Origin of the sequence: Azonexus hydrophilus (assembly GCF_038368255.1) — a bacterium.
GTDB lineage: Bacteria > Pseudomonadota > Gammaproteobacteria > Burkholderiales > Rhodocyclaceae > Azonexus > Azonexus hydrophilus.
The window spans coordinates 251,957-276,590 of record NZ_CP151406.1; the positions used below are offsets into that span (position 1 = coordinate 251,957).

The window sequence follows — 24,634 nt, forward strand, 5'->3', positions numbered from 1 at the left end:
CATCATGCATCGCGACCGGTTCTACACCCTCTCCGCCTCCTGCCCCGACCGGGTCGGGATCATCGCCCGCGTTTCCGGCTTCATCGCCGAGCACGGCGGCTGGATTCTCGAATCGAGTTTCCACGCGGACGATGTCACCGGTCGCTATTTCATGCGCATCGAGATCAAGGCCGATTCGCTGCCCTTCCTGCTCGCCGAATTCCGCGACCGCTTCCGCCGCGAAATCGGCGAACCGCTGGCGATGGACTGGCGGATCAGCGACAGCGCAGTCAAGAAGCGCGTCGTGGTCATGGTCTCCAAGCAGGAACATTGCTTGTACGACCTGCTGGCGCGCTGGCAGTCGAAAGAGCTGGACATCGAGATTCCCTGCGTCATCTCCAACCACGACACATTCAAGGGTTTCGTCGAGTGGCACGGCATTCCCTTCATCCAGGTGCCGGTGAATCCGGACAACAAGGCCGCCGCCTACGCCGAAATCCAGCGCATCTTCGACGATGTGCGCGGCGACACCATGGTCCTGGCGCGCTACATGCAGATCCTGTCGCCGGAACTGTGCGACGCGCTGACCGGCAAGATCATCAACATCCACCACAGCTTCCTGCCCAGCTTCGTCGGCGCCAAGCCCTACCACCAGGCCTTCCAGCGCGGCGTCAAGCTGATCGGGGCGACCTGCCATTACGTGACCAGCGAGCTCGACGCCGGTCCGATCATCGAGCAGGACGTGATCCGCATCGACCATTCGGACGCGCCGGAAGACATGGTCCGCTACGGAAAAGACATCGAGAAGACAGTTCTCGCCCGCGGCCTGCGCTACCATCTTGAGGACCGTGTACTGGTACACGGCAACAAGACGGTGGTGTTCCGCTAATGCTGATTTCCCGCAAAGACTCGCTCCTCCTCGTCGTCGACATCCAGGAAAAGCTCGCCCCGGCGATCTTCGAAGCCGACGAAATCACCCGCAACAGCGTCAAGCTGCTTGAAGGCGCCCGCCACCTCGGCATCCCGGCCTTCGTTTCCGAGCACTACGTCAAGGGACTCGGCCACAGCGTCGCCGCCATTCGCGACGCAACCAGCGCCGCTACCATTTTCGAGAAAATCCATTTCTCCTGCGCCAGCGAGCCCGGCGTACTCGACATGCTGCGCGCAACCGGCTGCCGCCAAGTCATCCTGACCGGCGCCGAAACCCACGTTTGCGTCCTGCAGACTGCCCTCGGCCTGCTCGCCGCAGGCTTCCAGGTGTTCATGGTTGCCGACGCCGCCTCTTCGCGCACGCCAGCCAACCGCCAGCTCGCTCTGGAACGTCTGCGCGATGCCGGCGGCCATGTGGTCAGCACCGAAATGGTCCTGTTCGAGTGGCTGGAGAAGGGCGGCACCGACGATTTCCGAGCCTTGCTGCCGCTGATCAAGTAAGCCTGATCAATCGCCCAAATAAAAAACCGCCGGTTCGGCGGTTTTTTATTTCCCGTAAAAAATGGGCACCCGAAGGTGCCCAAAGGGAGAGAGACTACGAAACTGCTTAGTGGTGGTAGGCGCTTTCGCCGTGAGCGGTGAGGTCGAGACCTTCGCGCTCTTCTTCTTCCGGCACCCGCAGACCGACCACGATATCGGCGATCTTGTAGGCGATGAAGGCAACCACGGCAGACCAGACGATGGTGATGATCACGCTGTAGGTCTGGATCCAGACCTGGCTGGCGATGCTGAACTCGGCGTCGCCCGTGCCACCCAGCGAGGGGGCGGTGAACACACCGGTCAGGATGGCACCGATGATGCCGCCGACGCCATGCACGCCGAACACGTCGAGCGAATCATCAGCACCAAGCATGCGCTTCAGGCCACTGACACCCCACAGACAGACGAAGCCGGACAGACCACCGATGATGATGGCGCCCATCGGGCCGACCGAACCGCAAGCCGGGGTGATGGCAACCAGACCGGCAACCGCACCGGAAGCAGCACCCAGCATCGAGGCCTTGCCCTTGAACATGGCTTCACCGGCACTCCAGGCCAGCACGGCGGCCGCCGTGGCGATCAGGGTGTTGATGAAGGCCAGCGTCGCACCCGAAGTGGCTTCCAGGTTGGAACCGGCGTTGAAGCCGAACCAGCCCACCCACAGCATCGAGGCACCGACCATGGTCAGCGTCAGCGAGTGCGGAGCCATCGATTCACGACCGTAGCCGATACGCTTGCCAACCATGTAGGCACCGACCAGACCGGCAACACCGGCGTTGATGTGCACCACGGTACCGCCAGCGAAGTCCAGCGCGCCGTCGCCCAGCAGCAGACCACCCGGACCCCAGACCATGTGAGCGATCGGCAGATAGCACAGCGTGAACCAGATGACCGAGAAGATCAGCACGGCGGAGAAGCGCATGCGCTCGGCGAAGGAACCGACGATCAGCGCGCAGGTGATACCGGCGAAGGTGCACTGGAAGGCGATGAAGGCATATTCCGGCAGCTTGACGTTGTCAGTGAAGGTATCGGCCAGCGTATCCGGCGTCACCCCCGACAGGAAGAGCTTGGACAGCGAGCCGATGTACGGCGAGCCTTCAGTGAAAGCCAGGCTGTAACCGTAGAAAACCCACAGGATGGAAATCAGCGAGAAGACGACCATGACCTGCATCAGCACCGACAGCATGTTCTTCGAGCGGACCAGACCGCCGTAGAACAGTGCCAGGCCGGGCAGGGCCATGAACAGGACGAGCAGCGTGGCGGTCATGATCCAGGCAACGTCACCCTTTTCAACAACCGGCGCCGGTGCGGCAGCTTCGGCAACCGCAGCAGCGGCTTCGGCAGCCACTTCAACAACTGCCTCGACGGCAGCCGCAGCAGCGGCCGGCTCTTCGGCCCAGGCCGGTGCCCCGAAGGTCACCGCGCCCAGCAGGGCCAGCATGGAGAGTACGTGTTTCATGTCAGGACTCCTTACAGGGCATCGTCACCGGTTTCACCGGTGCGGATACGGACGACTTGTTCGAGATCGAAGACGAAGATCTTGCCGTCACCGATCTTGCCGGTGCTGGCAGACTTCTCGATGGCTTCGATAACCTGATCGATCTGCTCGGCCTTGACGGCAGCTTCGAGCTTGACCTTGGGCAGGAAATCGACCACATACTCGGCGCCGCGATACAGCTCGGTATGGCCTTTCTGACGACCGAAACCCTTGACCTCGGTCACCGTGATGCCCTGAACGCCAATGGCGGACAGCGCCTCACGCACTTCGTCAAGCTTGAACGGCTTGATGATGGCAGTAACGAATTTCATGAGTGTTCCCCTAAGTGGTAGCGACTTGCGTCTTCCCGGTGTCCGCAGACACCGGGCGAACATCTGAAGTGATTAGAAGGACTTGCTGAAGGACAGGACGACACGAGACTCGCTGACGTCCTTGTCACGAGGCGCGGTACCCCAGCAGTAAGGCTGCGTGTTGACGAACGGGCAACTTCCCTTGGCATTAGAATCGGTGTAGGTCAGGCCGGCAACGCCAAAGCCGAGATCCTTGGTAACGCCGATCTTCCAGTCGGTATAGGAAGCATCACTGTAGTTCTTGATCGTCTGGCGACCCACGTGCGCCACGCCACCCCAGCCATTGCCAAAATCGTGCGTTGCCGTCAGGTCAAGATAGTTGCTACCCCGGCTCTTCTCATTGCTCGTCGGGTTGACCCAGCCGAACAGGTGCGAGGACACTGCGTGCGAATACTTCAGGCTCAGGAACTTCCAGCTGACACCGACATAGACCTCGGTCGAATCCGGGTTCGGGAAGTTGTTAGTGGTGTTGGTATCGCCCGGGTAGTAGTAGTGCAAGGCACCAACGTCATAGCCGAAATCACCGATCGCACCACGATAGCCGCCGTAGACATCCACTTCCAGGCTGCTGTTGTCCTTGAAGCCACCTTCCTTGACCCAGGCAACATTGGATGACCAGATGCCGGCGTAGAAACCGCTGGCATGGCTGTAGTCGAAACCACCCTGGATGGCCGGCTTGTGCTGGGTCTGGCTGATGCCACGGAAGACGTAATCCGAGGCAATGGTGACATTACCGGTAAAGGTATGCGGGCTTGCGGCTTCCTGAGCGATGGCCGGAACGGAAATGGCACCGGCGACAGCCAGGGCGATCAGGGACTTCTTCATGGTTTCTCTCCTGTAAGGAAAAGTTGAAAAGCAAAAACAGTATTTTGTGCAGCACAGCAATGCAGGAGCTGTGCCAGCGAGCTTTTATCCATTAAATTCATATAGATAAACAAATAACCCAAGACTACGCACCGATACAGGGCACCAATCCGGTGCAGTTACACTTCGTCACGCACCAGCGACGAGCGAGACGGCAAATCGCGACAAATTCCACTGTGCTAAACTCGCCGGCCTACGGAGGAAAATCATGCTCGACCCCAAGATCCTGGAAGAATTCGGCAACAAGATGAGTGCGCTGCTGGCCAATTCGCCGGCAAAAGACATCGAAAAGAACGCCAAGGCCGTCATGAGCGGCGTGTTCGGCAAGCTCGACCTGGTCACCCGCGAGGAATTCGACATCCAGGCGCAACTACTGGCCCGCACCCGCGAAAAATTGCAGGCACTGGAAGCACGCGTCGAGGCGCTGGAAAAAGCCCGCGACGGGAAACAGTAAGCAGCGATGGCACTGGCCGTTGCGCTGAGCCGGGGACTGGACGGACTCAACGCGCCGCCGGTCACCGTCGAGGTGCACCTGGCCAACGGCCTGCCCGGACTGACCCTGGTCGGTCTGCCCGATACCGAAGTGCGCGAGGCGCGCGACCGGGTACGCGCCGCCATCGTCAATTCCGGCTTCGAATACCCGGCCCGGCGGATTACCGTGAATCTCGCACCGGCCGACCTGCCCAAGGAGTCCGGACGTTTCGACCTGCCGATCGCACTCGGAATCCTCGCTGCCAGCGGCCAGATTCCGGGTAAAAAACTGGCTGCCCATGAATTTGCCGGCGAGTTGTCACTGTCCGGCGAACTGCGCCCGGTACGCGGCGCCCTGGCCATGGCACTGAACGCTGCCGGCGACGGCAAGACCTTCATCCTGCCCCACGATAGCGCCTGCGAAGCGGTGCTCACCGGCCAGGACAACATTCTGGCCGCCGGCTCGCTGCTCGCCGTCTGCGCCCATCTGGCCGGCGAAAGCCCATTGCAGCCCCCGCCGCTGCCGGAACGCAGCAACCCCATCCACTATCCCGATCTGGCCGAGGTGCGGGGTCAGGTACAGGCGCGGCGGGCGCTGGAAATCGCCGCCGCCGGCAAGCATTCACTGCTGATGCTGGGACCGCCAGGGGCCGGCAAGTCGATGCTCGCCGCCCGCTTGCCGGGCCTGATGCCGCCGCTCGACGACGCCGCCGCGCGCGCTTCGGCGGCCGTCCTGTCGCTGGTCGGCCAGTTCGATCCGACCCGCTACGGCCAGCGCGTCTTCCGCAGCCCGCACCACACCGCCTCGGCGGCAGCGCTGGTCGGCGGCGGCAATCCGCCGCGCCCGGGCGAGATCAGCCTGGCCCACGAGGGCATCCTGTTTCTCGACGAATTGCCCGAATTCGACCGCAAGGTGCTGGAAACCCTGCGCGAACCGCTGGAAACCGGGCGCGTGCACATTTCCCGCGCCGCCCGCCATGCCGATTACCCGGCCGAGTTTCAGTTGATCGCGGCGATGAACCCTTGTCCCTGTGGCTACCACGGCGAAAAACGCTGCTTGTGTACAGCGGAGCAAGTTGCCCGCTACCGCGGCAAACTCTCCGGCCCCTTCGTCGACCGCATCGACCTGGTCATCGAAGTCCCGGCTTTGCCGCCCGAATCGCTGGCCGGACGCCCGGACGGCGAATCCTCGGCCAGTGTGCGTGAGCGCGTCGCACTGGCCTGGGCGCGCCAGCGCGAGCGCCAGGGTAAGGCCAACGCCCGTCTCAACACCCGCGAAATCGATGCCCTGTGCCAGGCCGACACCGCCGGCAGCGCCCTGCTGCAACAGGCCGCCCAGCGCCTCGGCCTGTCGGCGCGCGCCTGGCACCGCGTACTCAAGGTCGCACGCACCATCGCCGACCTCGGCGATTGCGCTATCATCGGCGCACCCCACATTGCCGAAGCCATCCAGTACCGCCGCTTCGCCCGCGACTGATCCCATGCCCCACACCGCCCGCAGCACCCGCGGCATCGCCCTGCTGCTTGCCTGCCTTTCCGCCCTCGGTCCGTTCTCGATCGATACCTATCTGCCGTCGTTCCCGGACATCGCCGCGCAACTCGGGGCAACGCCGCTCGAGGTCCAGCAGACGCTGTCCGCCTACCTGCTCTCCTTCGCCGCGATGACCCTGTGGCATGGCGCAATCGCCGACCGTTTCGGCCGCCGCCGGGTGATCCTCGGCGCGCTGGCGCTGTTCGGCGTTGCCTCGCTCGGCTGCATGCTCGCCACCAGCATCGGGCAATTGTGGTTCTGGCGGGCGATGCAGGGGATCACCGCCGGCGCCGGCATCGTCATCAGCCGGGCCATCGTCCGCGATCTCTACGACGGTGCCGCCGCCCAGCGGCTGATGGCGCAGATCACCATGATGTTTGCGCTCGCCCCGGCGATTGCTCCGGTGATCGGCGGCTGGCTGCAGATTGCCTTCGGCTGGCGGGCGATCTTTGCCTTCCTGGTGCTGGCAACGGCCGCGCTGTGGCTGGCCTGCCTGAAACTGCTGCCGGAAACCCTGCCACCGGAGAAACGCCAGTCGCTGCGTCCGACCTACCTGGCCGGCGCCTATCGCGAAGTCATGAGTTCGCCGCGCTTCCTGTTCGCCTGTTCGGCGCTGGCGCTGAATTTTGGCGGCTTCTTCGTCTATGTGCTGTCGGCGCCGGCCTTCCTGATGCGGCACCTGGGCCTGCCGGAAACCGCTTTCCTCTGGCTGTTCGGCCCGGCGATGGCTGGCCTGATGTGCGGTTCGTGGATTTCCGGGCGCCTGGCCGGCAAGCTGCCGCCGGGCAAGACCATCGCCGTCGCCTACGCGATCATGGCCACCGCCGCGCTGCTCAATCTCGGCCTCAACCTCAGCCTGCCGCCCGGCCTGCCGTGGAGCGTCGCCCCCCTGTTCGTGTACACCATCGGCATGTCGCTGGCGATGCCCAACCTGACGTTGTTCGCACTCGATCCTTTCCCCGACAAACGCGGGCTGGCGGCGTCCTGCCAGACGTTCTTCCAGTCCGGCTTCAATGGTTTGTCGGCAGCACTGATCGCGCCGCTATTGTGGGGATCGACCCTGCACCTGGCGCTGGGCATGGCCGGCCTGCTCATCGCCGGCGGCCTGGCCGCGCTGGCGCACCGTCGCCTACGACTGCTGCCAGGGTAGGCCGCGCAGGCGCCAGCCGCCGAGCGTGCCGCGATGGAAATTGTCGTCGAGCGGCCCTTCGAAACCTTCGGTGACGTTGATCACCTGCTGGAAACCCGCTGCTTCCAGCGCCTCGCCGGCAAAGATCGAGCGCGTGCCGCTGCGGCAGATGAGCAGCACCGGCCGGCTCAGGTCGCCCTTGATCAGGCGGCCGACCTTGCGCGCGAACTCGGGATCGATTTCCCAGTCCGGCGCCTCCTGCCAGGCCACGTGCTCGGCACCGACCGGATGGCCGACATACATGTGCTCGATTTCCGTCCGGCAATCGACGAGTACGGCCTCCGGCGTCTGCTGGAGGAAATCATGGGCGGCTTGGGGGTCGAGATGCTGCATGGCATGAGAAATAGCTGGATGAGCCGCTATTATGCGAGCAAGGCAGCAAAACGCCCAAACCCATCCCCGCCACAGGAGCCCCCATGAAACTGCCCGCCTGGATCGCCGCACTGCTGACGGCCTTGCTGCCCGCCTGCGACATGGTCAATCTGCCGGAAATCAAGCCGGGCATCACCACCCAGGCCGAAGTGCGCAGCCGCATGGGCGAACCCGGCTTCATCCACCGCAACGACGACGGCACGGTGACTTGGGAATACAGCCGGCAACCGGCCGGGGTGCATTGCTACATGATCCGCTTCGACCGCCAGGAAATCGTTGCCGCGCTCGACCAGGTGCTGACGCCGGCGACCTACGCCCGCGTCACGCCGGGTCTGACGCAGGACGAAGTCCGGCGCCTGCTCGGCCAGCCGGCCAGTCGCCAGACTTTCTCCAATCTGGGCGAATCGGTTTGGGAATGGCGAATCGAAGGCGATTTCCCCACCGAGGAAAGCTACTTTTCGGTGCACTTCGACCTCGCCGACGGCACCGTCAGGAAAGCCGGCCAGCGCATCCAGCCCAGGCCTTAAGCCGGCCGGGAAAAACTCGCCAGTTCGGCCACCGTGTTGATGTTCTCGAAAGCCGCCGGCTGATCGTCGAAAGCCACTTCCACCGTCGCCAGCGAAGCGTACCAGCCGGTGAACTTGCGCTCGCCACGCGCCAGGTAATCGCCGAGATGATCACGCAACTCGCGCCGGCACAGGCAGAACACCGGATGCACCTGGTCGCCGGTGCGCGCCACCGCCACCCCGGCCGATGCCTGCTCCGCCGCCCCGGCCAGGCGCGACACCAGATCCGCCGGCAGGAAGGGCGAATCGCAGGGCACGGTCACCACCCACGGGGTCGATGCGGCTGCCAGCGCCGCATGCAGGCCGGCCAGCGGCCCGGCAAAATCGGGCACGGCATCGGCGACCACCGGACAGCCGAAACGGGCATAGACCTCGGCATTGCGGTTGGCGTTGATCAGCAAGGGGCCGACCTGCGGCTGCAGGCGCTCGATGATGTGCGCCACCAGCGGCCGCCCGTCGAGTTCCTGCAGGCCTTTGTCGACGCCGCCCATGCGCCGGCCGAGACCGCCGGCCAGGACGACGCCGGTGATCTCCCCGCGCTCCATCAGTACACCAGCGTCCGCCACGCCGGATCGAGCGTGCGGGCGACAAAGGCAGTGGCGCCGGCGGCGCCGGCATCGGCGCGCAGCGTTTCTTCGGCGCCGACCCAGGCAGCGCGGGCCATGCCGCAGGCGTAGAAGCGGACGCCGGCGACGGCGGCTTCGTCGAGGAAGGCGGCGATGGACTTTTCCCGCGCCGGCGTCGGCCAGGCCGCCTCGGCGACCCCGGCGACCAGCCAGCGCACCGCCGGCCCGGCGAAGTGGATTTCGACCTCGGCATCCAGCGCGCGCGCGGCCAGCGCATGGACCAGCGGCGTCACCGCCTGTTCCGGCTGCGCCGAGCCGATCAGCAGGGCCAGGCGCTCAGTCAAGGCGGGCCTCCGGATCGAGCTTCAGCACCTGCGCCCGGTAGGCGGCGGCATCGACCAGCAGCCCGCGTTCGCCGGCCCAGTCGGTCGGCCGCACCCGGGCCATCCAGCCGTCGCCGTAGGGATCGCGGTTGATCCGCCCAGGCCGCTCCTCGGCCGCCTCGTTGCCTTCAAGCAGGACGAAGGAAAGCGGCGCATGCAGCGCAAGCAGCGTCTTGCGGCACTCGACCGTCCCCATCCCCCGCCCGCGCGCCACCTCGGCACCGTTCGGCTTGCTGGTGAAGGCGATGATCTCGCCGGCCAGGTGAATGCCGAAAGCGGTCGCGCCGACCAACAACTCGCCGCCCGGCAGCTCGCGCACCCACATGTCGTGCTCGGGGTCGTAGAGGAGATCGTCGGGAATGGTGCCGGTGAAAGGAGAGTGAGCCATTTAGCGGATTTCGCGTGAAACTTATAGCGGCGTATTCGGCGCGCGTGGTGCATTCAGGACGCGAAGACAAGCCGAAGACAGTGCTGCTGCACGGCGAGGCGCAGTCGACAAAGTCATGGATGCGCCACGCGCGATCGATGGCGGAAGGAAGCAGGAGTCGAACCTACCCAAGCCTGTCTGACAGGCCCTGCCGGTTTTGAAGACCGGCCGCCCCACCGGGGAACGATTCCTTCCGTTGTTCATGATCCGAATTGCTCCGGTACACCGCGTAGTACGTGCGTATCGCGCACCCGGCGAGTGTATCCGATGCGGTCGAAGAATTCGAGGATGTGGATGGCCACCTTGCGGCCACCACCGATCACGTCGCGCAGCGGCGCGGCGCGGGCGCAGCCGTCGCGCTCGTTGAGCATGGCGACGTGGTGGGCCAGGTCGGCCACCGCGGCGGCGGTGAAATAATGGTCGTGCGCCACCGGCCAGGCTTCGCCGTGCCGGGCGATGCGCTTGAACAGCGCACGCACGGTGTCCTCGGCGATACCGGTGGCTTTGGCGACATCGCGCACGCGCGGCGGGTTGTACGGCTCGGCGGCGAGCAGCGGCAGCAAGGTCTGCCACAGGTCGCGGTCGGCGGCAGCAAGTTCGACGCGATGGCCGGGCAGGTGCAGCCAGGCATTGCTCTGGGCGACCTCGCCGCTGGCCAGCCGTTCGCCGAGCAGCGCGTCGAAGGCGGGCCGGGCCAGCGTCGGCAGCGTCAGCCGGCGCAGGCGGTCGCGCTCGACGCCGGTGAGGTCGGGCGCCCGCTCGTGTTCCGCGGCAAGCGCCGCGAGCAAGCGCTCACCCAGGCCCTGCCAGCCGGCGGCGGCGAAGGCGATGTCGCCGACCGTGCGCAGGCCAAGCCGCTGGCAGATTTCAGCCAGCGTCGGTGCGTCGAGGTTGCGGTTGAGCGCGTACGCCGCCAGGTCGACACCAGCCGGCTGCTGTTGGGCGGCCAGCGCCAGCGCCACCGCCGGATCGGGATCGGCCAGCGCTGCCAGCATCGCCAGGCGCTCCGGGCTGGATTTGCGCCGTGTCGGCGGCGCGCTGTCGAGCACGCAGCCGCCGGCAATGGTGTGGCGGGCAGCGGCGTCGCGCAGGATGAAGCGGTCGCCAGCGAGCGTGCCGATGTCGCGGTCGACGTGGAGTTGCGCCCAGTGTTCGCCACCGGGCGGGATTTCCTCGGCGCCGAGCAGGGCCACCCGCGCCGGCACGTCGATGGCGCCGAGGTGCAGGTGCACCTGCGTCCAGTGCTTCAAGGCCGGCTGCCCGGCGAGCACCCGCAGCTTCGCGTCGAAACGGCGCAACGGCCGGTGCAGCGGCGGCGCCAGCAGCCACTGGCCGCGCTCGACTTCGCCCTTTTCGACGCCGGCCAGCGCCAGCGCGATGCGCTGTCCGGCCTGGCCGGATTCTGCCGGCGCATCCTGAGCGCGCAGGCTGCGCACGCGCACCGGCTTGCCGCTCGGCGACAGCAGTAGCTGATCGCCAACCCGGACGCAGCCGGCAAAGGCCGTACCGGTGACGACAGTACCGGCACCAGTGAGCGTGAAGCAGCGATCGACCGCCAGCCGGAATCCCCCGCCCGCCTCGCGCCGGGCATGCCCGGCGGCGACGGCCTCAAGATGCTCGCGCAATTCGCCAATGCCGGCACCGCTGACGGCGGCAACCGGAAACACCAGCGCCCCGGCAAACGCGGTATCCGCGAGCAGCGCTTCGATTTCACTTTTTGCCGCTTCGACGCGGTCGGCGGCAACCGTATCGATCTTGGTCAGCGCCACCGCCCCCCGGCGGATGCCGAGCAGTTCGACAATTTCCAGGTGCTCGCGGGTCTGCGGCATCGGCCCGTCGTCGGCGGCGATCACCAGCAGCGCGAAGTCGATGCCGGTGGCACCGGCGAGCATGTTGTGCACCAGCTTCTCGTGCCCCGGCACGTCGATGAAGCCGAGCGTGGGCGTGTAGGCGTAGCCGAGATCGACGGTGATGCCTCGTGCCTTCTCTTCCTTCAGGCGGTCGCAGTCGACGCCGGTCAGCGCCTTGACCAGCGTCGTCTTGCCGTGGTCGATGTGACCGGCGGTGCCAACGATCATGCCAGGCCTCCGGACGTGTCGACGATCTCCAGCTTATCGCCGGCGCGGATTGCACCATCGCTCAAGACATCGGCACGCAAGCCGCCACGACCCGTCCAGTAATGAATGACGGCTGGCACATCAAAGGTTTCGTCAGCCAGGCGCTGACCAAGGTTACGGCAGGGCTCACAGCGTTCGATACCGTACAGCAAGCAATCGCCAATGCGAAAACGACGACCCACCAGGGAATTGAGACGAACGCCACGAGTGACGATGTTACGGCGTGTCAGCGCCAGATCAATCGGTCGACTGCGGCTCAAACAGTAATTTTCGATCTCTTCGGCCTCGACCAGGGTCAAATTCTGCCCCGGCCAATCTCGCCGACCGGCATGTCGGTCGCCAACAATCCCCTGCCCCGCACACAAGGAAAGACGCAGCCGCGCCTGCAGGGGTGCGCCCATCGCATCAGCAAGATACAAGCGCTCAACGACGGCAAGAGAAGGCTTGGTACTCATCTTTCCAATCTAGCAGACAAAGCTGGTTCCACGTGGAACCAGCTGATAGCCATCAACCAAACATGTCCTCGACCTTGCCGGCGAACCACTGGAAGTCCTCGGTCACCAGTTCGGGGCGGCGCAGGTTGTCGTCGTCCTGGTCCTGGACAATCAGGCCCTTGTCGTTGACCCAGTACTTGAAGCGCACGGCAATCGCTTCCTGCGGCTGGGTCTTGACCATCATGAAGCAGAGGTTGTCGGGCAGCGCCGGCTTCAGTTCGCGGCCCTTGACGCGGTCGGTAATGTATTTGGCGACGATCTTGGCGTGGGCGTTGGCGACGTGGCCGGCCTTCGGGTAGTACTTGAACAGCGGCGAGACGACGCCGACGGCGTCGCCGATCACGTAGGTGTCCGGGTCGTCCTTGAGGTTGAGGAAGAAGGGATCGACGCCGGCCCAGCCGGTCAGCTTGCCATCCGCGTCGCGGCCGATGACGCCGGCCTTCCAGGCCATGTCGCCGGCCTGGTGCGGGGCCATCAGGATGGAATGGTCGAACTTGAAGTCGCCGGCCGTGGTCTTGATCCGCTTGTTGAACGGATCGACTTCCTGAATCTGCGCCTTGGGCACGTAGACGATCTGGTCCTTGTACAACTCCTCGAAGGCGTCCTTGTAGCCGCCGCCGATCGGCATGATGCTCGGCTTGGGATCGAGGATGATGATCTTGCCCTTGGTCTTGCGCTGCTTGAACAGGTCGGCGATCAGGCAGGCGCGCTCGTAGGGCGACGGCGGGCAGCGATGCGGCGGCGGCGGCAGCGTCATCACCAGGTCGCCGCCCTTGAAGTTCTGGATGTTCTGCTTCAGCTTGAAGTGCTCGGCGGTCGGGATGTAGGCAGCAGGAAACATCGCCTTGGTGTATTCGGCGGCCTTGCGGTCGTTGCCGAACCAGGCTTCATAGTTGTAGCGGATGCCGGCGCCGACGATCAGGTAGTCGTAATCGATCCAGCCCTGGGCGGTGACGACACGCTTCCGGTCGCGCTCGAAGGCGGTGACTTCGGTCTGGATGAAGTGGTAGCCGTACTTCTGGGCAACGTCGAGGTAGCTGAAGGTGAGGAACTGCGCATCGACGACATCGACCAGCCATTTGTTGCTCATCGGGCAGGCGAAGAAGATGGGGTTACGTTCGAGCAGCACGACATCGAGTGTCGGATCGAGCACTTTCAGGTGCTTGGCCGCGGACACCCCGCCCCAGCCGCCACCGCAGATGACCACGCGTTTGCCGGTGGCCTTGGGCAGCAGCGGGTCGGACTGCATCTGGATCAGGAAAGGTAGCGGGCTGGTCGGCGCGGCGATGGCACCGGTCGTCCCGAGCGCCGCCCCAGCGGCGAGGAATTGTCTTCGATTGAAGCTCATGTTGTCGTCTCCATTGCGTTGAACCACCCGGACACGGAGATGCCCGGATTTACAGGGTGGCGCCGCCAGGCGCCGGGGGTCGGGAATGGCGGGCGGTACGCGGACCGCCGCTCGTGGCCATTTCCGGAAAAACTACAGTTTCACTGCCGCCAACTGCGCGACGAAGCGCGCTTCATCCTTGGCTTCCAGGCAGCGCAGGTCGAGCCGGAAGGCATCGTCGCGGATGTAGCCGATCACCGGTTGCGGCAGCCCGCGGAAAGCGGCTTCGACCGCGGCCAGCGCCTTGCCCGGCTTCTTCGCGGTCGAGCGCAGGACCAACGAGGTCGACGCCAGTCGCTCGACCGGCAAGGCACCGCTACCGATCTGGCTGGCACAGTCCTCAAGCGCAACCACGAAGCCGGCACCGACGGCAGCCTGCACCGACGGCAGCAAGCGCTCGCCAAGGGCGGCGATCTCGCTCGTCGGCCGGGTCAGCAGGCGCAGCGTCGGCAAACGCTGGCACAGACGATCCGGGTCGCGGTACAGGCGCAACGTCGCCTCCAGCGCCGCCAGCGTTGTCTTGCCGACGCGCAGCGCACGCTTCAACGGGTTCTTCTTGATCTTCGCGATCAGGTCCTTCCTGCCGACGATCAGCCCGGCCTGCGGCCCGCCGAGCAGCTTGTCGCCGGAGAAGGTGACAATGTCGGCGCCGGCGGCCAGCGCCTGCTGCGGCGTCGGCTCGGCCGGTAGACCCAGCGCCGCGAAATCGGTCAGCGTACCGCTACCCAGGTCGACGACGAAAGGCAGGCCGGCGGCGTGGGCGATATCGGCCACCGCCTGCTCGTCGACCGTCTTGGTGAAGCCGGTGACCACGTAGTTGCTGGTATGCACCTTCATCAGCAGCGCCGTCTTCGGGCCGATGGCATCAAAGTAATCCTTCTCGTGCGTGCGGTTGGTGGTGCCGATCTCGACCAGCTTCACCTGCGCCCGGCGCATCACGTCGGGAACACGGAAGGCACCGCCGATCTCGACCAGCTCGCCGCGCGAGACCACCGCCTCCTTGCCCTGGGCCAGCGCATTCAGCGTCAGTAGCACGGCAGCGGCGTTGTTGTTGACGATGGTTGCGGCGATGTCGGGCGAGCCACCGGCGACCAGTTCGGCGAGCAGGCCGGACACCAGATCGTCGCGGTCGCCACGGCCGCCTGAAGCGAGGTCGTATTCCAGCGCACAGGGCGAACGCGCGGCTTCGACCATCAGCGCGATGGCTTCTTCGGACAATAGCGCGCGGCCGAGGTTGGTATGCAGCACGGTGCCGGTCAGGTTGAACACCGGCCGCAGATTGGCGCGGGCGGCATCGGCGGCACGACGGCGAATAGCGGCAAGCAGCGTCGCCTCGTCGGGCAACGGCAGGCCGTGCTTCGCGCCCTCGCGGGCGGCGGCCAGCTCGGCACGGACGCAGGCGGTCACCGGCTGGCGGCCGTGCGTTTCGATCAGCTCGGGAAGTTGTTTGAGGACGCGGTCAACCGCGGGCAGACGTGGATTTTCGTTCATGGCTTTCACCCGGACCGGGCAGAAAGGTTGAGGGAAAGGCTGGATCAGCCGCTATAGGCACCAATCAACAGCAGATTCGGGCCGCTGCGCTCGTAGCCGGCTTCGTCGACCAGCATGTCGAGGGCGAGCGTGGCCAGGTCGTCGGCGACCGGGTCCACATTCGGGTCTTTATCCTGATAGACGATCTTCAGGTAGCTCTTGCAAGCGTCGCAGGTTTCGGCACGAACGGCCCCCTTGCTGCCTTCGAGTTCCTGCAGGGCGATTTCCTTGTCGTCCTCGCAGGTGGTGCAGGTGGCGCGCGGCACGTTCCATTCGGTATTGCACAGGCTGCAGTGCAGGTAGCGCAGGTTGTTGATGGCGGCGCCGAGACGGACCACGCTGGCCACCGCCGGGCTGCCGCAGCACGGGCAGACGGCCGGGGCGTCGAGTTTCTGCAGGCTGGCCGGATCGAGGCGCAGGGCCATGCCGGTGTAGGTCACCTGCAGGGCGGCGGCGATGAAGGGCAGTTCGCCGGCCAGGTCGGCGGAAATTTCGCCTTCGAGCAGGGTCGCCGCGAGTTTTTCCAGGCGGCTGTCGTCGGCCGACTGCAGACCGGTCAAGGTAGCGCGAGCCCCCTCGGGCAGGGTCTCGTCGTCGAGGGCAGCGAGCATCTGGCGCAAGGCATCGCGCCAGACCGCCGGACGTTCGCTCAGGTTGAGCGGGGGCATGCCGTGGTTGCGGGCCAGTTCGCGGGCCTGCGCATCCGGCAGCGGAAATTCGGGGATGGCCTTGAGCGCATCGTGCTGGGCCTGGCTCAGGCGGGCCAGGAAGCGCAGCCACTCAGCCAGGCTGTGATCGCAGGCCAGGTGTTCGAAACGACGGGCGCGGCCGGCAAACACATCGGCCGCCGGCAACAGGTAGGGCGCCGCCTCTTCGCTGGGCGGATGAAAATCTATCGGTTGGCTCTGCATGGGGTCCATCTTGAAAAAAGCGGGGATGCAGGAATATTCCTGCAGAGCCCCGATAACGCAAGGTAAATCGTTTTAGAAACAGGGAACCGGGATTATTTCCCCGTTACCTGACGGTACCAACCACGGTGATGCTGCTTGGCCCAGGCGCGGGTGACCGTGCCGTACCACATGGCGCGGATGGTGCCCTTGACCCAGATGGCGGCATAGACGTGCACCATGATCAGGCCGATCATCACGGCACCGGCGGCGGCATGGACGACGGCGCCGAGGCGGACGATGTCCACCGGCAGGTCGAACCAGGCCCGCCAGATGACGATGCCGGACAGGGTCATCAGCAGCATGCTGATGGCCAGTGCCCAAAACATCACCTTCTGGCCGCCGTTGTACTTGCCCTGCTCCGGCATGTTGTGGTCGTCGCCGTCAACCATCTGGTCGACCTTGCTCAGCCACTCCTTGTCCGCCGGTGTCATCTTGTTCAAGTGCTTGAAGCGGAAGAACATGACGACAAAGGCCAGCGCCATGATCACCCCCAGGTAGGGGTGCAGGATGCGCGTCCACACCGGCCCGCCGAACAACTGTGTCAGCGGGAAGAACGCCGGGTGGAAGAAGGCCAGTCCGGAAAGACCGAGGAGGATGAAGCTGATGCCCACCACCCAGTGGTTGGCCCGTTCCGACGCCGTGTAGCGCTTGAGGTCCTTGGGATCGCGGATCATTTTGCTTCCTCCTTGTTAGCCAACGCATCTTCGCGCTCGATCTCGTCCTCGATCTCCTTGGAGACCTCGTTCGGACCCTTGGTCACGTAGTGGAACAGGCTGCCCAGGGCGACACCGGCCAGGGCCAGCGTTGCCAGCGGCTTGGCGAAGCCCTTCCACAGCGAGACCAGCGGGCTGATCGACGGATTGGCCGGCAGGCCGGCGTACAGGTCGGGCTTGTCGGCATGGTGCAGCACGTACATGACGTGCGTACCGCCGACGCCCTGCGGGTCGTACAGCCCCGCCTGGTCGTAGCCGCGTTCCTTGAGGTCGGCGACGCGCTTGGCGGCGTAGTCCTTCATGTCCTCCTTGCTGCCGAACTGGATCGCACCTGTCGGACAGGATTTGACACAGGCCGGTGCCTGGTTGACGGCAACCCGGTCGGAACACAGCGAGCACTTGTAGGCCTTGCTGTCTTCCTTGGAGATGCGCGGGACGTTGAACGGACAGCCGGTCACGCAGTAGCCGCAGCCGATGCAGTTTTCCTGGTGGAAATCGACGATGCCGTTGCTGTACTGGATGATCGCGCCGGGCGCCGGGCAGGCCTTGAGGCAGCCCGGATCGGCACAATGCATGCAGCCGTCCTTGCGGATCAGCCACTCGAGCTTGTTGTTCTGCTCGACCTCGGTATACCGCATCACCGTCCACGACTTGGCCGACAGATCCATCGGGTTGTCGTAGACGCCGTGGCAGTTGCCGACTTCGTCGCGGATGTCGTTCCACTCCGAGCAGGCCACCTGGCACGCCTTGCAGCCGATGCAGGCGGAAACGTCGATGAGTTTGGCGATCTCCACCGTCTGCCGCACTTGCGTGGACGGCGTCGTGGTGGCGGAGCGCTGTTTGATGTCTAGCGATTGCAATGCCATGTCAGCGCTCCTTTACGCCTTCTCGATGTTGACCAGGAACGCCTTGTATTCCGGCGTCTGCGTGTTGGCGTCACCGACGAACGGGGTCAGGGTGTTGGTGATGAAGCCAGGCCTCGTCGCCCCCTTGAACCCGTAGTGGATCGGGATACCCACCGTGTGGACCTTCTTGCCGTCCACATCGAGCGTCTTGATCCGCTTGGTCACCACCGCCACCGCCTTGATGAAGCCGCGGTTGGAGCGGATCTTGACCTTGTCGCCGGCCTTGATGCCCTTCTCCCTGGCCAGTTCCTCACCCAGTTCGACGAACTGCTCGGGCTGCATGATCGCGTTGATCTGCGAGAACTTGGTCCAGTAGTGGAAGTGCTCGACCAGACGATAGGTCGTCGCCACGTACGGGAAGTCCTTGGCCGTGCCGAACGCTTCCATGTCGCCCTTGTACACCCGCGCGGCCGGATTGGACTTGGCCTTGGGGTTGTTCGGGTGCATCGGATTGTTGTCCAGCGGGCTTTCGAACGGCTCGTAGTGCTCCGGCAGCGGGCCTTCCGCCATCAGCTCGCGGCTGAACAGGCGGCCGACACCTTCCGGCGTCATGATGAAGGGCATGACGTTCTCTTCCGGCGCGGCATTCGGACGCATGTCCGGAATGTCGTTGCCGCCCCAGGCCGTGCCCGTCCACTTGAGCACGGTACGCTGGGCATCCCACGGCTTGCCGGCCACGTCGGCGGAAGCGCGGTTGTAGAGGATGCGCCGGTTCACCGGCCAGGCGAAGCCCCAGTTCAGCGTCTGGCCGAGGCCGGACGGATCGCTGTTGTCGCGCCGCGCGGTGTTGTTGCCGGCCTGCGACCAGGAGCCGCAGTAGATCCAGTTGCCGCAGGCGGTCGAACCATCGTCGCGCAGCATGGCAAAGCTCGGCAACTGCTCGCCGGCCTTGACCAGGACCTTGGTCGGGTCCTTGGGATCGACCACGTCGGCCAGCGCCTTGCCGTTGATCTCGCGCAGGAGTTCTTCGGGCGACGGCTTGGCCGGCTGGGTGTAGGCCCAGGTCAGGTTGAGGATGGGATCCGGGAAAGCACCGCCGTCCTTGGCGTACATGGCCTTCAGACGCAGGAACAAGGCCGCGATGATCTCGGTGTCGTCCTTGGCGTCGCCCGGACCGTCCGCCGCCTTCCAGCGCCACTGGATGACGCGGCCGGAGTTGGTGAAGGTGCCCGAGTTTTCGGCGAACAGCGTGGCCGGCAGACGGAACACTTCGGTCGGGATGTCGGCCGGCTTGACGTCGTTGAACTCGCCGTGCGGCTTCCAGAACTCCGAGGTGTCGGTGGCCAGCGGATCGATGACGACCATCCACTTCAGCCTGGCCAGCGCATCGCCGACCTTCTTCTTGTTCGGCACCGACGATAGCGGGTTGAAGCCCTGGCAGATGAAGCCGTTGATCTTGCCCTCGAACATTGCGTGGAAGATGGCCAGCGTGTCGCCCGGCCCGCCCAGTTTGGGCAGCCAGTCGAAGGCGAAGCCGTTTTCCGGGGTGGCGGCGTTGCCGTACCAGGCCTTGCACAGGCTGGTGAACCACTTCGGGAAATTCTGCGGGAAGTTCATCTGGTTCGGCCGCAGCGCCTTCGGCGTGCGCTTCTCCAGATAGCTGGCGCGATCCTTGTCGGCCTCGGTCGGCGCCGACAGGTAGCCCGGCAGGTTCTGCGAGTAGGCGCACATGTCGGTGATGCCCTGGACGTTGGCATGGCCGCGCAAGGCGCCGATGCCACCGCCGGCCATGCCCATGTTGCCGAGCAGCAACTGGATCATCGCCATGCAGCGGATGTTCTGCGAACCCACCGAGTGCTCGGTCCAGCCCAGCGCGTACAGGCTGGTCATGACCTTGTCCTTGACGGCGGTCGAGGCAATGTACTCGCACACCTTGAGGAAAGCGTCCTTCGGCGTACCGCAGACCTGCTGCACCACTTCCGGCGTATAGCGGGCGTAGTGGGCCTTCATCAGCTGGAAGACGCAGCGCGGGTCCTGCAGGGTTTCGTCGACCTTGGCAAAGCCGTCCTCGCCCATCTGGTACTTCCAGGTGGACTTGTCGTAGTTGCGCTTCTCCTCGTTGTAGCCGGAGAAGATGCCGTCTTCGAAGCCGTAGCCTTCGTCGATCAGGAAAGCGGCATTGGTGTAGGCCTTGACGTACTCGTGCTGGAGCTTGTCATGGCTGACCAGGTAATTGATGACGCCGCCGAGGAAGGCGATGTCGGAACCCGGCCGGATCGGCGCGTAGTAGTCGGCCACCGATGCCGTGCGGTTGAAGCGCGGATCGACGACGACAAGCTTTGCCTTACGATTCTTCTTGGCCTCGATCGCCCATTTGAAGCCGCAAGGGTGCGCTTCGGCGGGATTGCCGCCCATGACGAAAATGAGGTCTGCGTTCTTGATGTCCACCCAATGGTTGGTCATCGCACCACGCCCAAAACTCGGAGCCAGACTGGCCACCGTAGGGGAGTGTCAAATGCGTGCCTGGGTATCGAGCGCAGTGACGCCGAGACCGCGCAGGGTCTTGACGGTCAGGTAACCGGCTTCGTTCGAAGAGGCGGAAGAGACCAGCGCACCCATCGTCGGCCAGCGGTTGACGGTCAGGCCGTCGGCGTTCTGGGCGATGAAGTTGGCGTCGCGGTCGGCCTTCATGTGGGCGGCAATGCGATCAAGCGCTTCGTTCCAGGAAATCCGCTTCCATTCGCTGGCACCGGCTTCGCGGACTTCCGGCCACTTCAGGCGGTCCTTGCTCTGGATCATGTCGCGCAGGCCGGCACCCTTCGGGCACAGCGTACCGCGGTTGACCGGATTATCCGGATCGCCTTCGATGTGGATGATCTCGGACTGGGAATTCTTGGACTTGTCCCCGGTCGAGTAGATGAGCACCCCGCAGGACACCGAGCAATACGGGCAGATATTGCGCGTTTCGGTGGCGCGGGCGAGCTTGAAGGTGCGTACTTCCGCCAGGGCTGCGGTCGGGGAGAAGCCCATCACTGCGATGGACGAACCCGTGAGCCCGGCGGAGCAGACCTTGAAGAACTGCCGCCTGTTCATGTTCATTGTGTTTTTTCCTCCTGAATGCGACTCCCTGTCGCAAGGAAAAACCACTGCAACGACCATGCCATTCGGCGCAAGTCACTGAGGCGAAAGACTTCGGGTTTGAGCCCCGGCGCGAAAACCGGGACATTTTGTCCACTCCGCCAGAACGAATGGACAAAATGTCCCAATCCACGAATCAGGGCGCCGAGGCCAGGACCTGCTGCGCCACCCGGGCAATTTCCTCTGTCGTCAGCGCGCCGGCCTCGATCTGTCGGCGCGGGCCGCGCAGATGGCCCAGGGCGCGCCCGTACAGCGGATCGTAGTGGAGTTCGAGCAGGGAAGCGGTCAGACGGGGAAAATCGCCCTGCCCGGCCAGTGCCAGCCAGTCGTCGATACGCTCGTTGCCGAGCAGTGCACGCAGACCGTTCAGACGCACAGCCAGTTCCCCGATATCGTGCAGAAAATGCGGGTAATCCTGCAGCAGGAAAGCGACGCGGTCGTCGCGGGCAACCCGGATTTCGCTGCACGGCGCCTGCTGCATGGCGAGGAACAGGGCTTCCGGCAGGCGCAGGCGACCGATCTTGCGCGACTCCGACTCGACGAACACCGGCCGCGCCGGATCGAAGGCGGCCAGCGCATGCCACAGGCAGGTCTCGAACCATTTCTGCCCCGGCTGTTCCTGACCGGGCTGCCCGCCGAGCACCGAGCCCTTGTGGCAGGCCAGGCCCTCCAGGTCGAGCACCTGGGCGCCCTGCCCGACCATGGCCTGGAGGATGCGCGTCTTGCCCGAGCCGGTCGGCCCGGCGATGACGTGAAAGCGATAAAGACCAGGCAGGCGCTCCAGTTCGGCCAGCACATGATTGCGGAAAGCCTTGTAACCGCCTTCGAGCTGGCAGGCATCCCAGCCGACCGAGCGGAACACCGTGGTCATCGCGCCGGAACGCATGCCGCCACGCCAGCAGACGATCAGCGGTCGCCAGGACTTGTCCCGCTCAAGGAAGCGTTCCTGCAAATGACGGGCGATGTTGGCCGAGATGTAGGCGGCGCCGAGTTTCTTGGCGACGAAGGGCGAGACCTGCTTGTACAGCGTGCCAACCTCGGCCCGCTGTGCGTCGTCGAGAACCGGGCAGGAAATCGCGCCGGGAATGTGGTCGTCGGCGAATTCGGCCGGCGAACGGACGTCGATGATCTCGTCGAAACCGGCCAGCGCGTCGAGGCTGGCGATCCCCTTGCGCGAGGGCGGTCGTTGATTTGCCGGCGGCCTGTCGTCGCGCATTTTCCTTTATCCTTCGCCCTTTCAAGCCAAAGACGGCATTTTAACGAAGTTCAGGATCAGCTCATGGACAAACCTTCCGAAAACCCGCCCCCCCTGCGCCTGACCCAGTTCGCCCATGGCGGCGGCTGCGGCTGCAAGATCTCGCCGGCCGTTCTGAGCAACATCCTCAAGCACGTCGACCGCGGCCTGATTCCGCCCGAACTGATGGTCGGCATCGAATCCTCGGACGACGCCGCCGTCTACCGCCTCAACGACACGCAGGCGCTGGTCGCCACTACCGACTTCTTCACCCCGGTGGTCGACGACCCGCGCGATTTCGGCCGCATCGCCGCCGCCAATGCCCTGTCCGACGTCTATGCCATGGGCGGTAAGCCGATCCTGGCGCTGGCCCTGGTCGGTATGCCGATCGACAAGCTGCCGCCGGAAATCATCGGCCAGATCATCGAAGGCGGCAGCAGCATCTGCCGGGAAGCCGGCATCCCGGTCGCCGGCGGGCACTCGATCGACGTCGTCGAACCGATCTACGGCCTGGTCGCCCTCGGCCTGGTCCATCCCGACAAGCTCAAGAAGAATCGCGACGCACAGGCCGGCGATTGCCTGGTGCTGGGCAAGCCGCTCGGCATCGGCGTGCTGTCGGCGGCGCTCAAGCAAGGCAAGCTGTCGGCCGCCGGCTACGCCGAGATGCTGCGCTGGACGACCAAGCTCAACACCCCCGGCCCCAAGCTCGCGGAACTGGCAGGCGTGCACGCGCTGACCGACGTCACCGGCTTCGGCCTGGCCGGCCATCTGCTGGAAATCTGCCGGGGTGCCGGCCTCGGCGCCGACGTCAATTTCGCCGACCTGCCGGTGATCGCCGAAGCGCTGGACTGGCTCGGCCAGGGCGTCGCCACCGGCGCCTCGACCCGAAACTGGGCCAGTTACGGCGACGAAGTCGAACTGCCGGCCGACTTCGCCCCGTGGCAGCAGAAGCTGGTGACCGACCCGCAAACCTCGGGCGGCCTGCTGGTCAGTTGCGCCCCGAACTGCGTGGACGCGGTGCTCGACATCTTCCGCGCCGACGGTTTCAGCGAAGCCCGGGTGATCGGCCAGATGCGCGCGGGCAGCGGCGTCAGTGTTCGCTGACGCCGGCCATCAACGACCGCGTGCCTTGGCCGGTGGCCTTTTGCCGGCCAGCGGCGGGGTCCGGGCCAGCGGCTGGCCGGTACCGCGGCGTACCGGCTTGTCGCCGACCGTATAGTCGTCGTAACCCACCCAGTTGCCCGGGGTGCCGCCGGAGCGACCGAGCTTGGGTTTTTTCGGCCGTTTCGGCGCGGCAACCACGCCGTTGGTTGCCGGCACCCGGTGATCCGGCTCAAAGCCCGGCTCTTCCTCGCGGCTCAGCACCTGCTTGATCAGCACCTCGATGGCCGCCAGCAACGGTGCCTCGTCGGCACAGACCAGCGAGATCGCCTCGCCGGTGGCGCCGGCCCGGCCGGTGCGGCCGATCCGGTGCACATAATCCTCGGCGACGATGGGCAGGTCGATATTGACCACCTGCGGCAGGTCGTCGATGTCCAGCCCGCGCGCCGCCACGTCGGTGGCGACGAGGATCTGCACCTCACCCGCCTTGAAGCTTTCCAGCGCGCGCAGGCGCGAGGCCTGCGGCCGGTCACCGTGAATCGCATCAGCGGCGATCTTTTTCGCCTGCAGGCGGGCAACCAGATCGTCGGCACTCTTCTTGGTCTTGACGAAGGCCAGCACCTGCCCCCACTTGCGGTCCTTGAGCATGAACAGGAACAGCTCGGTCTTGCGCTTCTTGTCGACCGGCACCACCCACTGCTTGACCGCCTTGACCGTGACGCTGCGCGGACCGGCCTCGACCGTCTGCGGATCGCGCAGGCGGGCGCGCGCCATGTTGCGGATCTGTTCGGAGAAGGTCGCCGAGAACAGCAACGTCTGCCGCTTCTTCGGCAACGCCATGAACAGCGTGTCCAGTTCGGCGGAAAAACCGAGGTCGAGCATGCGGTCGGCTTCGTCGAGCACGAGCACCTGCACATCGCGGAACTTCACGGCATTCTGCCGGAACAGGTCGAGCAGGCGGCCGGGCGTCGCCACCAGCACATCGACGCCGCGGCGCAGGCGCATCATCTGCGGGTTGATGCTGACGCCGCCGTAGGCCGCGTAGGAACTGACCGACAAGCCCTGACCGTATTCGCGGAAACTGGCGTTGACCTGCTCGGCGAGTTCACGCGTCGGCACCAGCACCAGCGCCCGGATCGCGTTGCTGCCGACCTTCTTGCCGTCGGCGGCCAGCTTGTGCAGCAGCGGCAAGGCGAAGGCGGCGGTCTTGCCGGTGCCGGTCTGCGCCGCCGCCATCAGGTCGCGGCCGGCCAGCACCGGCGGAATGGCCTGCTGCTGAACCGGCGTCGGCGTCTGGTAACCGAGGGTTTCAAGCGCCTGTAACAGCGGGGCGGCTAGGCCCAGTTCGGCAAAGGTCATGGCATCGCAATCTGTTGAAAAACCGCGATTTTACTCCCATGCATCCCGATCACCGGCAATTGACCGCATCGCGTAGCAATTGCTAGCCAAGGCCCAGGTT

24 protein-coding genes and 1 tRNA gene are annotated in these 24,634 nt (G+C 65.1%); 7 read left to right on the top strand and 18 right to left on the bottom strand.

Features of this window, described 5'->3' with window-relative positions:
- Positions 1 to 4 precede the first annotated feature (4 nt).
- Both purU and AADV58_RS01215 read left to right on the top strand, forming a co-directional pair.
- A complete protein-coding gene (purU, locus tag AADV58_RS01210) occupies positions 5 to 868 on the top strand; it encodes a formyltetrahydrofolate deformylase (RefSeq protein ID WP_028993986.1) in 864 nt (287 codons plus the stop codon).
- Positions 868 to 1,410 (top strand): hydrolase, encoded by a 543-nt coding sequence (locus tag AADV58_RS01215; protein ID WP_028993985.1) that lies wholly within the window; start codon positions 868 to 870, stop codon positions 1,408 to 1,410. The genes purU and AADV58_RS01215 overlap by 1 nt, the downstream gene beginning before the upstream one ends.
- Before the next feature lie 106 nt (positions 1,411 to 1,516).
- Here the strand turns inward: AADV58_RS01215 and AADV58_RS01220 are convergent, their stop codons facing one another.
- The 3 genes from AADV58_RS01220 to AADV58_RS01230 all read right to left on the bottom strand — a co-directional run bounded on the left by AADV58_RS01220 (position 1,517) and on the right by AADV58_RS01230 (position 4,122).
- Positions 1,517 to 2,908: an ammonium transporter gene (locus AADV58_RS01220; protein WP_028993984.1), complete on the bottom strand. Its 1,392-nt coding sequence runs from the start codon at positions 2,906 to 2,908 to the stop codon at positions 1,517 to 1,519.
- Positions 2,909 to 2,919: 11 nt separating this feature from the next.
- Positions 2,920 to 3,258 (bottom strand): P-II family nitrogen regulator, encoded by a 339-nt coding sequence (glnK, locus tag AADV58_RS01225; RefSeq protein WP_028993983.1) that lies wholly within the window; start codon positions 3,256 to 3,258, stop codon positions 2,920 to 2,922.
- Positions 3,259 to 3,330: 72 nt separating this feature from the next.
- Positions 3,331 to 4,122, bottom strand: coding sequence for a TorF family putative porin (locus AADV58_RS01230; protein ID WP_028993982.1), 792 nt, complete (start codon positions 4,120 to 4,122; stop codon positions 3,331 to 3,333).
- Positions 4,123 to 4,369: 247 nt separating this feature from the next.
- Between AADV58_RS01230 and AADV58_RS01235 the strand changes: the two genes are divergently transcribed.
- The 3 genes from AADV58_RS01235 to AADV58_RS01245 are packed head-to-tail and all read left to right on the top strand — an operon-like array spanning position 4,370 to position 7,313.
- On the top strand, positions 4,370 to 4,615 hold the full coding sequence (locus tag AADV58_RS01235; protein WP_028993981.1) for an accessory factor UbiK family protein: 246 nt from the start codon (positions 4,370 to 4,372) through the stop codon (positions 4,613 to 4,615).
- A gap of 6 nt (positions 4,616 to 4,621) precedes the next feature.
- Entirely contained in the window at positions 4,622 to 6,109 is a 1,488-nt protein-coding gene (locus tag AADV58_RS01240; protein ID WP_028993980.1) for a YifB family Mg chelatase-like AAA ATPase, read from the top strand.
- 4 nt (positions 6,110 to 6,113) lie between these two features.
- Positions 6,114 to 7,313, top strand: a complete 1,200-nt coding sequence (locus AADV58_RS01245) for a multidrug effflux MFS transporter (RefSeq protein ID WP_341743851.1) — start codon at positions 6,114 to 6,116, stop codon at positions 7,311 to 7,313.
- On the opposite strand, the gene AADV58_RS01250 is transcribed toward AADV58_RS01245, so the two are convergent.
- Complete coding sequence (locus AADV58_RS01250) at positions 7,293 to 7,685, bottom strand: rhodanese-like domain-containing protein (protein ID WP_341743852.1); 393 nt, start codon at positions 7,683 to 7,685, stop codon at positions 7,293 to 7,295. The genes AADV58_RS01245 and AADV58_RS01250 overlap by 21 nt on opposite strands.
- An 83-nt stretch (positions 7,686 to 7,768) precedes the next feature.
- Between AADV58_RS01250 and AADV58_RS01255 the strand changes: the two genes are divergently transcribed.
- Positions 7,769 to 8,251 carry a hypothetical protein gene (locus tag AADV58_RS01255; RefSeq protein ID WP_341743853.1) on the top strand — a complete coding sequence of 161 codons (483 nt, stop codon included), beginning with the start codon at positions 7,769 to 7,771 and terminating at the stop codon, positions 8,249 to 8,251.
- Here AADV58_RS01255 and mobA read toward each other — a convergent pair.
- From mobA to mnmH, 13 genes are all read right to left on the bottom strand, one after another.
- Positions 8,248 to 8,835 carry a molybdenum cofactor guanylyltransferase MobA gene (mobA, locus tag AADV58_RS01260; RefSeq protein ID WP_341744522.1) on the bottom strand — a complete coding sequence of 196 codons (588 nt, stop codon included), beginning with the start codon at positions 8,833 to 8,835 and terminating at the stop codon, positions 8,248 to 8,250. The two genes, AADV58_RS01255 and mobA, sit on opposite strands and share 4 nt — an antisense overlap.
- Positions 8,835 to 9,200 carry a DsrE family protein gene (locus AADV58_RS01265; RefSeq protein WP_341743854.1) on the bottom strand — a complete coding sequence of 122 codons (366 nt, stop codon included), beginning with the start codon at positions 9,198 to 9,200 and terminating at the stop codon, positions 8,835 to 8,837. Before AADV58_RS01265 ends, mobA begins: the two co-directional genes overlap by 1 nt.
- Positions 9,193 to 9,627, bottom strand: a complete 435-nt coding sequence (locus AADV58_RS01270; protein WP_341743855.1) for a glycine cleavage system protein H — start codon at positions 9,625 to 9,627, stop codon at positions 9,193 to 9,195. Before AADV58_RS01270 ends, AADV58_RS01265 begins: the two co-directional genes overlap by 8 nt.
- A gap of 138 nt (positions 9,628 to 9,765) precedes the next feature.
- Positions 9,766 to 9,861, bottom strand: a tRNA-Sec gene (locus AADV58_RS01275).
- A 5-nt stretch (positions 9,862 to 9,866) separates the two neighbouring features.
- Positions 9,867 to 11,744: a selenocysteine-specific translation elongation factor gene (selB, locus tag AADV58_RS01280; protein WP_341743856.1), complete on the bottom strand. Its 1,878-nt coding sequence runs from the start codon at positions 11,742 to 11,744 to the stop codon at positions 9,867 to 9,869.
- On the bottom strand, positions 11,741 to 12,238 hold the full coding sequence (locus tag AADV58_RS01285; RefSeq protein ID WP_341743857.1) for an MOSC domain-containing protein: 498 nt from the start codon (positions 12,236 to 12,238) through the stop codon (positions 11,741 to 11,743). Before AADV58_RS01285 ends, selB begins: the two co-directional genes overlap by 4 nt.
- A gap of 52 nt (positions 12,239 to 12,290) precedes the next feature.
- Positions 12,291 to 13,625 (bottom strand): FAD-dependent oxidoreductase, encoded by a 1,335-nt coding sequence (locus tag AADV58_RS01290; RefSeq protein ID WP_341743858.1) that lies wholly within the window; start codon positions 13,623 to 13,625, stop codon positions 12,291 to 12,293.
- Positions 13,626 to 13,757: 132 nt separating this feature from the next.
- Complete coding sequence (selA, locus tag AADV58_RS01295) at positions 13,758 to 15,155, bottom strand: L-seryl-tRNA(Sec) selenium transferase (RefSeq protein WP_341743859.1); 1,398 nt, start codon at positions 15,153 to 15,155, stop codon at positions 13,758 to 13,760.
- Positions 15,156 to 15,199: 44 nt separating this feature from the next.
- Positions 15,200 to 16,105, bottom strand: a complete 906-nt coding sequence (gene fdhE / locus AADV58_RS01300) for a formate dehydrogenase accessory protein FdhE (protein ID WP_341743860.1) — start codon at positions 16,103 to 16,105, stop codon at positions 15,200 to 15,202.
- Positions 16,106 to 16,197: 92 nt separating this feature from the next.
- A complete protein-coding gene (locus tag AADV58_RS01305) occupies positions 16,198 to 16,818 on the bottom strand; it encodes a formate dehydrogenase subunit gamma (protein ID WP_028993968.1) in 621 nt (206 codons plus the stop codon).
- On the bottom strand, positions 16,815 to 17,723 hold the full coding sequence (fdxH, locus tag AADV58_RS01310; RefSeq protein WP_298396343.1) for a formate dehydrogenase subunit beta: 909 nt from the start codon (positions 17,721 to 17,723) through the stop codon (positions 16,815 to 16,817). The genes AADV58_RS01305 and fdxH overlap by 4 nt, the downstream gene beginning before the upstream one ends.
- Positions 17,724 to 17,735: 12 nt before the next feature.
- The gene (gene fdnG, locus AADV58_RS01315) at positions 17,736 to 20,801 is read right to left on the bottom strand and encodes a formate dehydrogenase-N subunit alpha (protein ID WP_341743861.1); all 3,066 of its coding nucleotides are present in this window, start codon (positions 20,799 to 20,801) and stop codon (positions 17,736 to 17,738) included.
- Between the two features lie 175 nt (positions 20,802 to 20,976).
- Positions 20,977 to 22,056, bottom strand: a complete 1,080-nt coding sequence (gene mnmH / locus AADV58_RS01320) for a tRNA 2-selenouridine(34) synthase MnmH (protein ID WP_341743862.1) — start codon at positions 22,054 to 22,056, stop codon at positions 20,977 to 20,979.
- A 63-nt stretch (positions 22,057 to 22,119) separates the two neighbouring features.
- Here mnmH and selD point away from each other — a divergent pair, with 63 nt between their 5' ends.
- Positions 22,120 to 23,178: a selenide, water dikinase SelD gene (gene selD, locus AADV58_RS01325; protein ID WP_341743863.1), complete on the top strand. Its 1,059-nt coding sequence runs from the start codon at positions 22,120 to 22,122 to the stop codon at positions 23,176 to 23,178.
- Positions 23,179 to 23,187: 9 nt separating this feature from the next.
- Here selD and AADV58_RS01330 read toward each other — a convergent pair whose 3' ends face one another.
- Positions 23,188 to 24,534 (bottom strand): DEAD/DEAH box helicase, encoded by a 1,347-nt coding sequence (locus AADV58_RS01330; protein ID WP_028993963.1) that lies wholly within the window; start codon positions 24,532 to 24,534, stop codon positions 23,188 to 23,190.
- Positions 24,535 to 24,634: the final 100 nt, after the last annotated feature.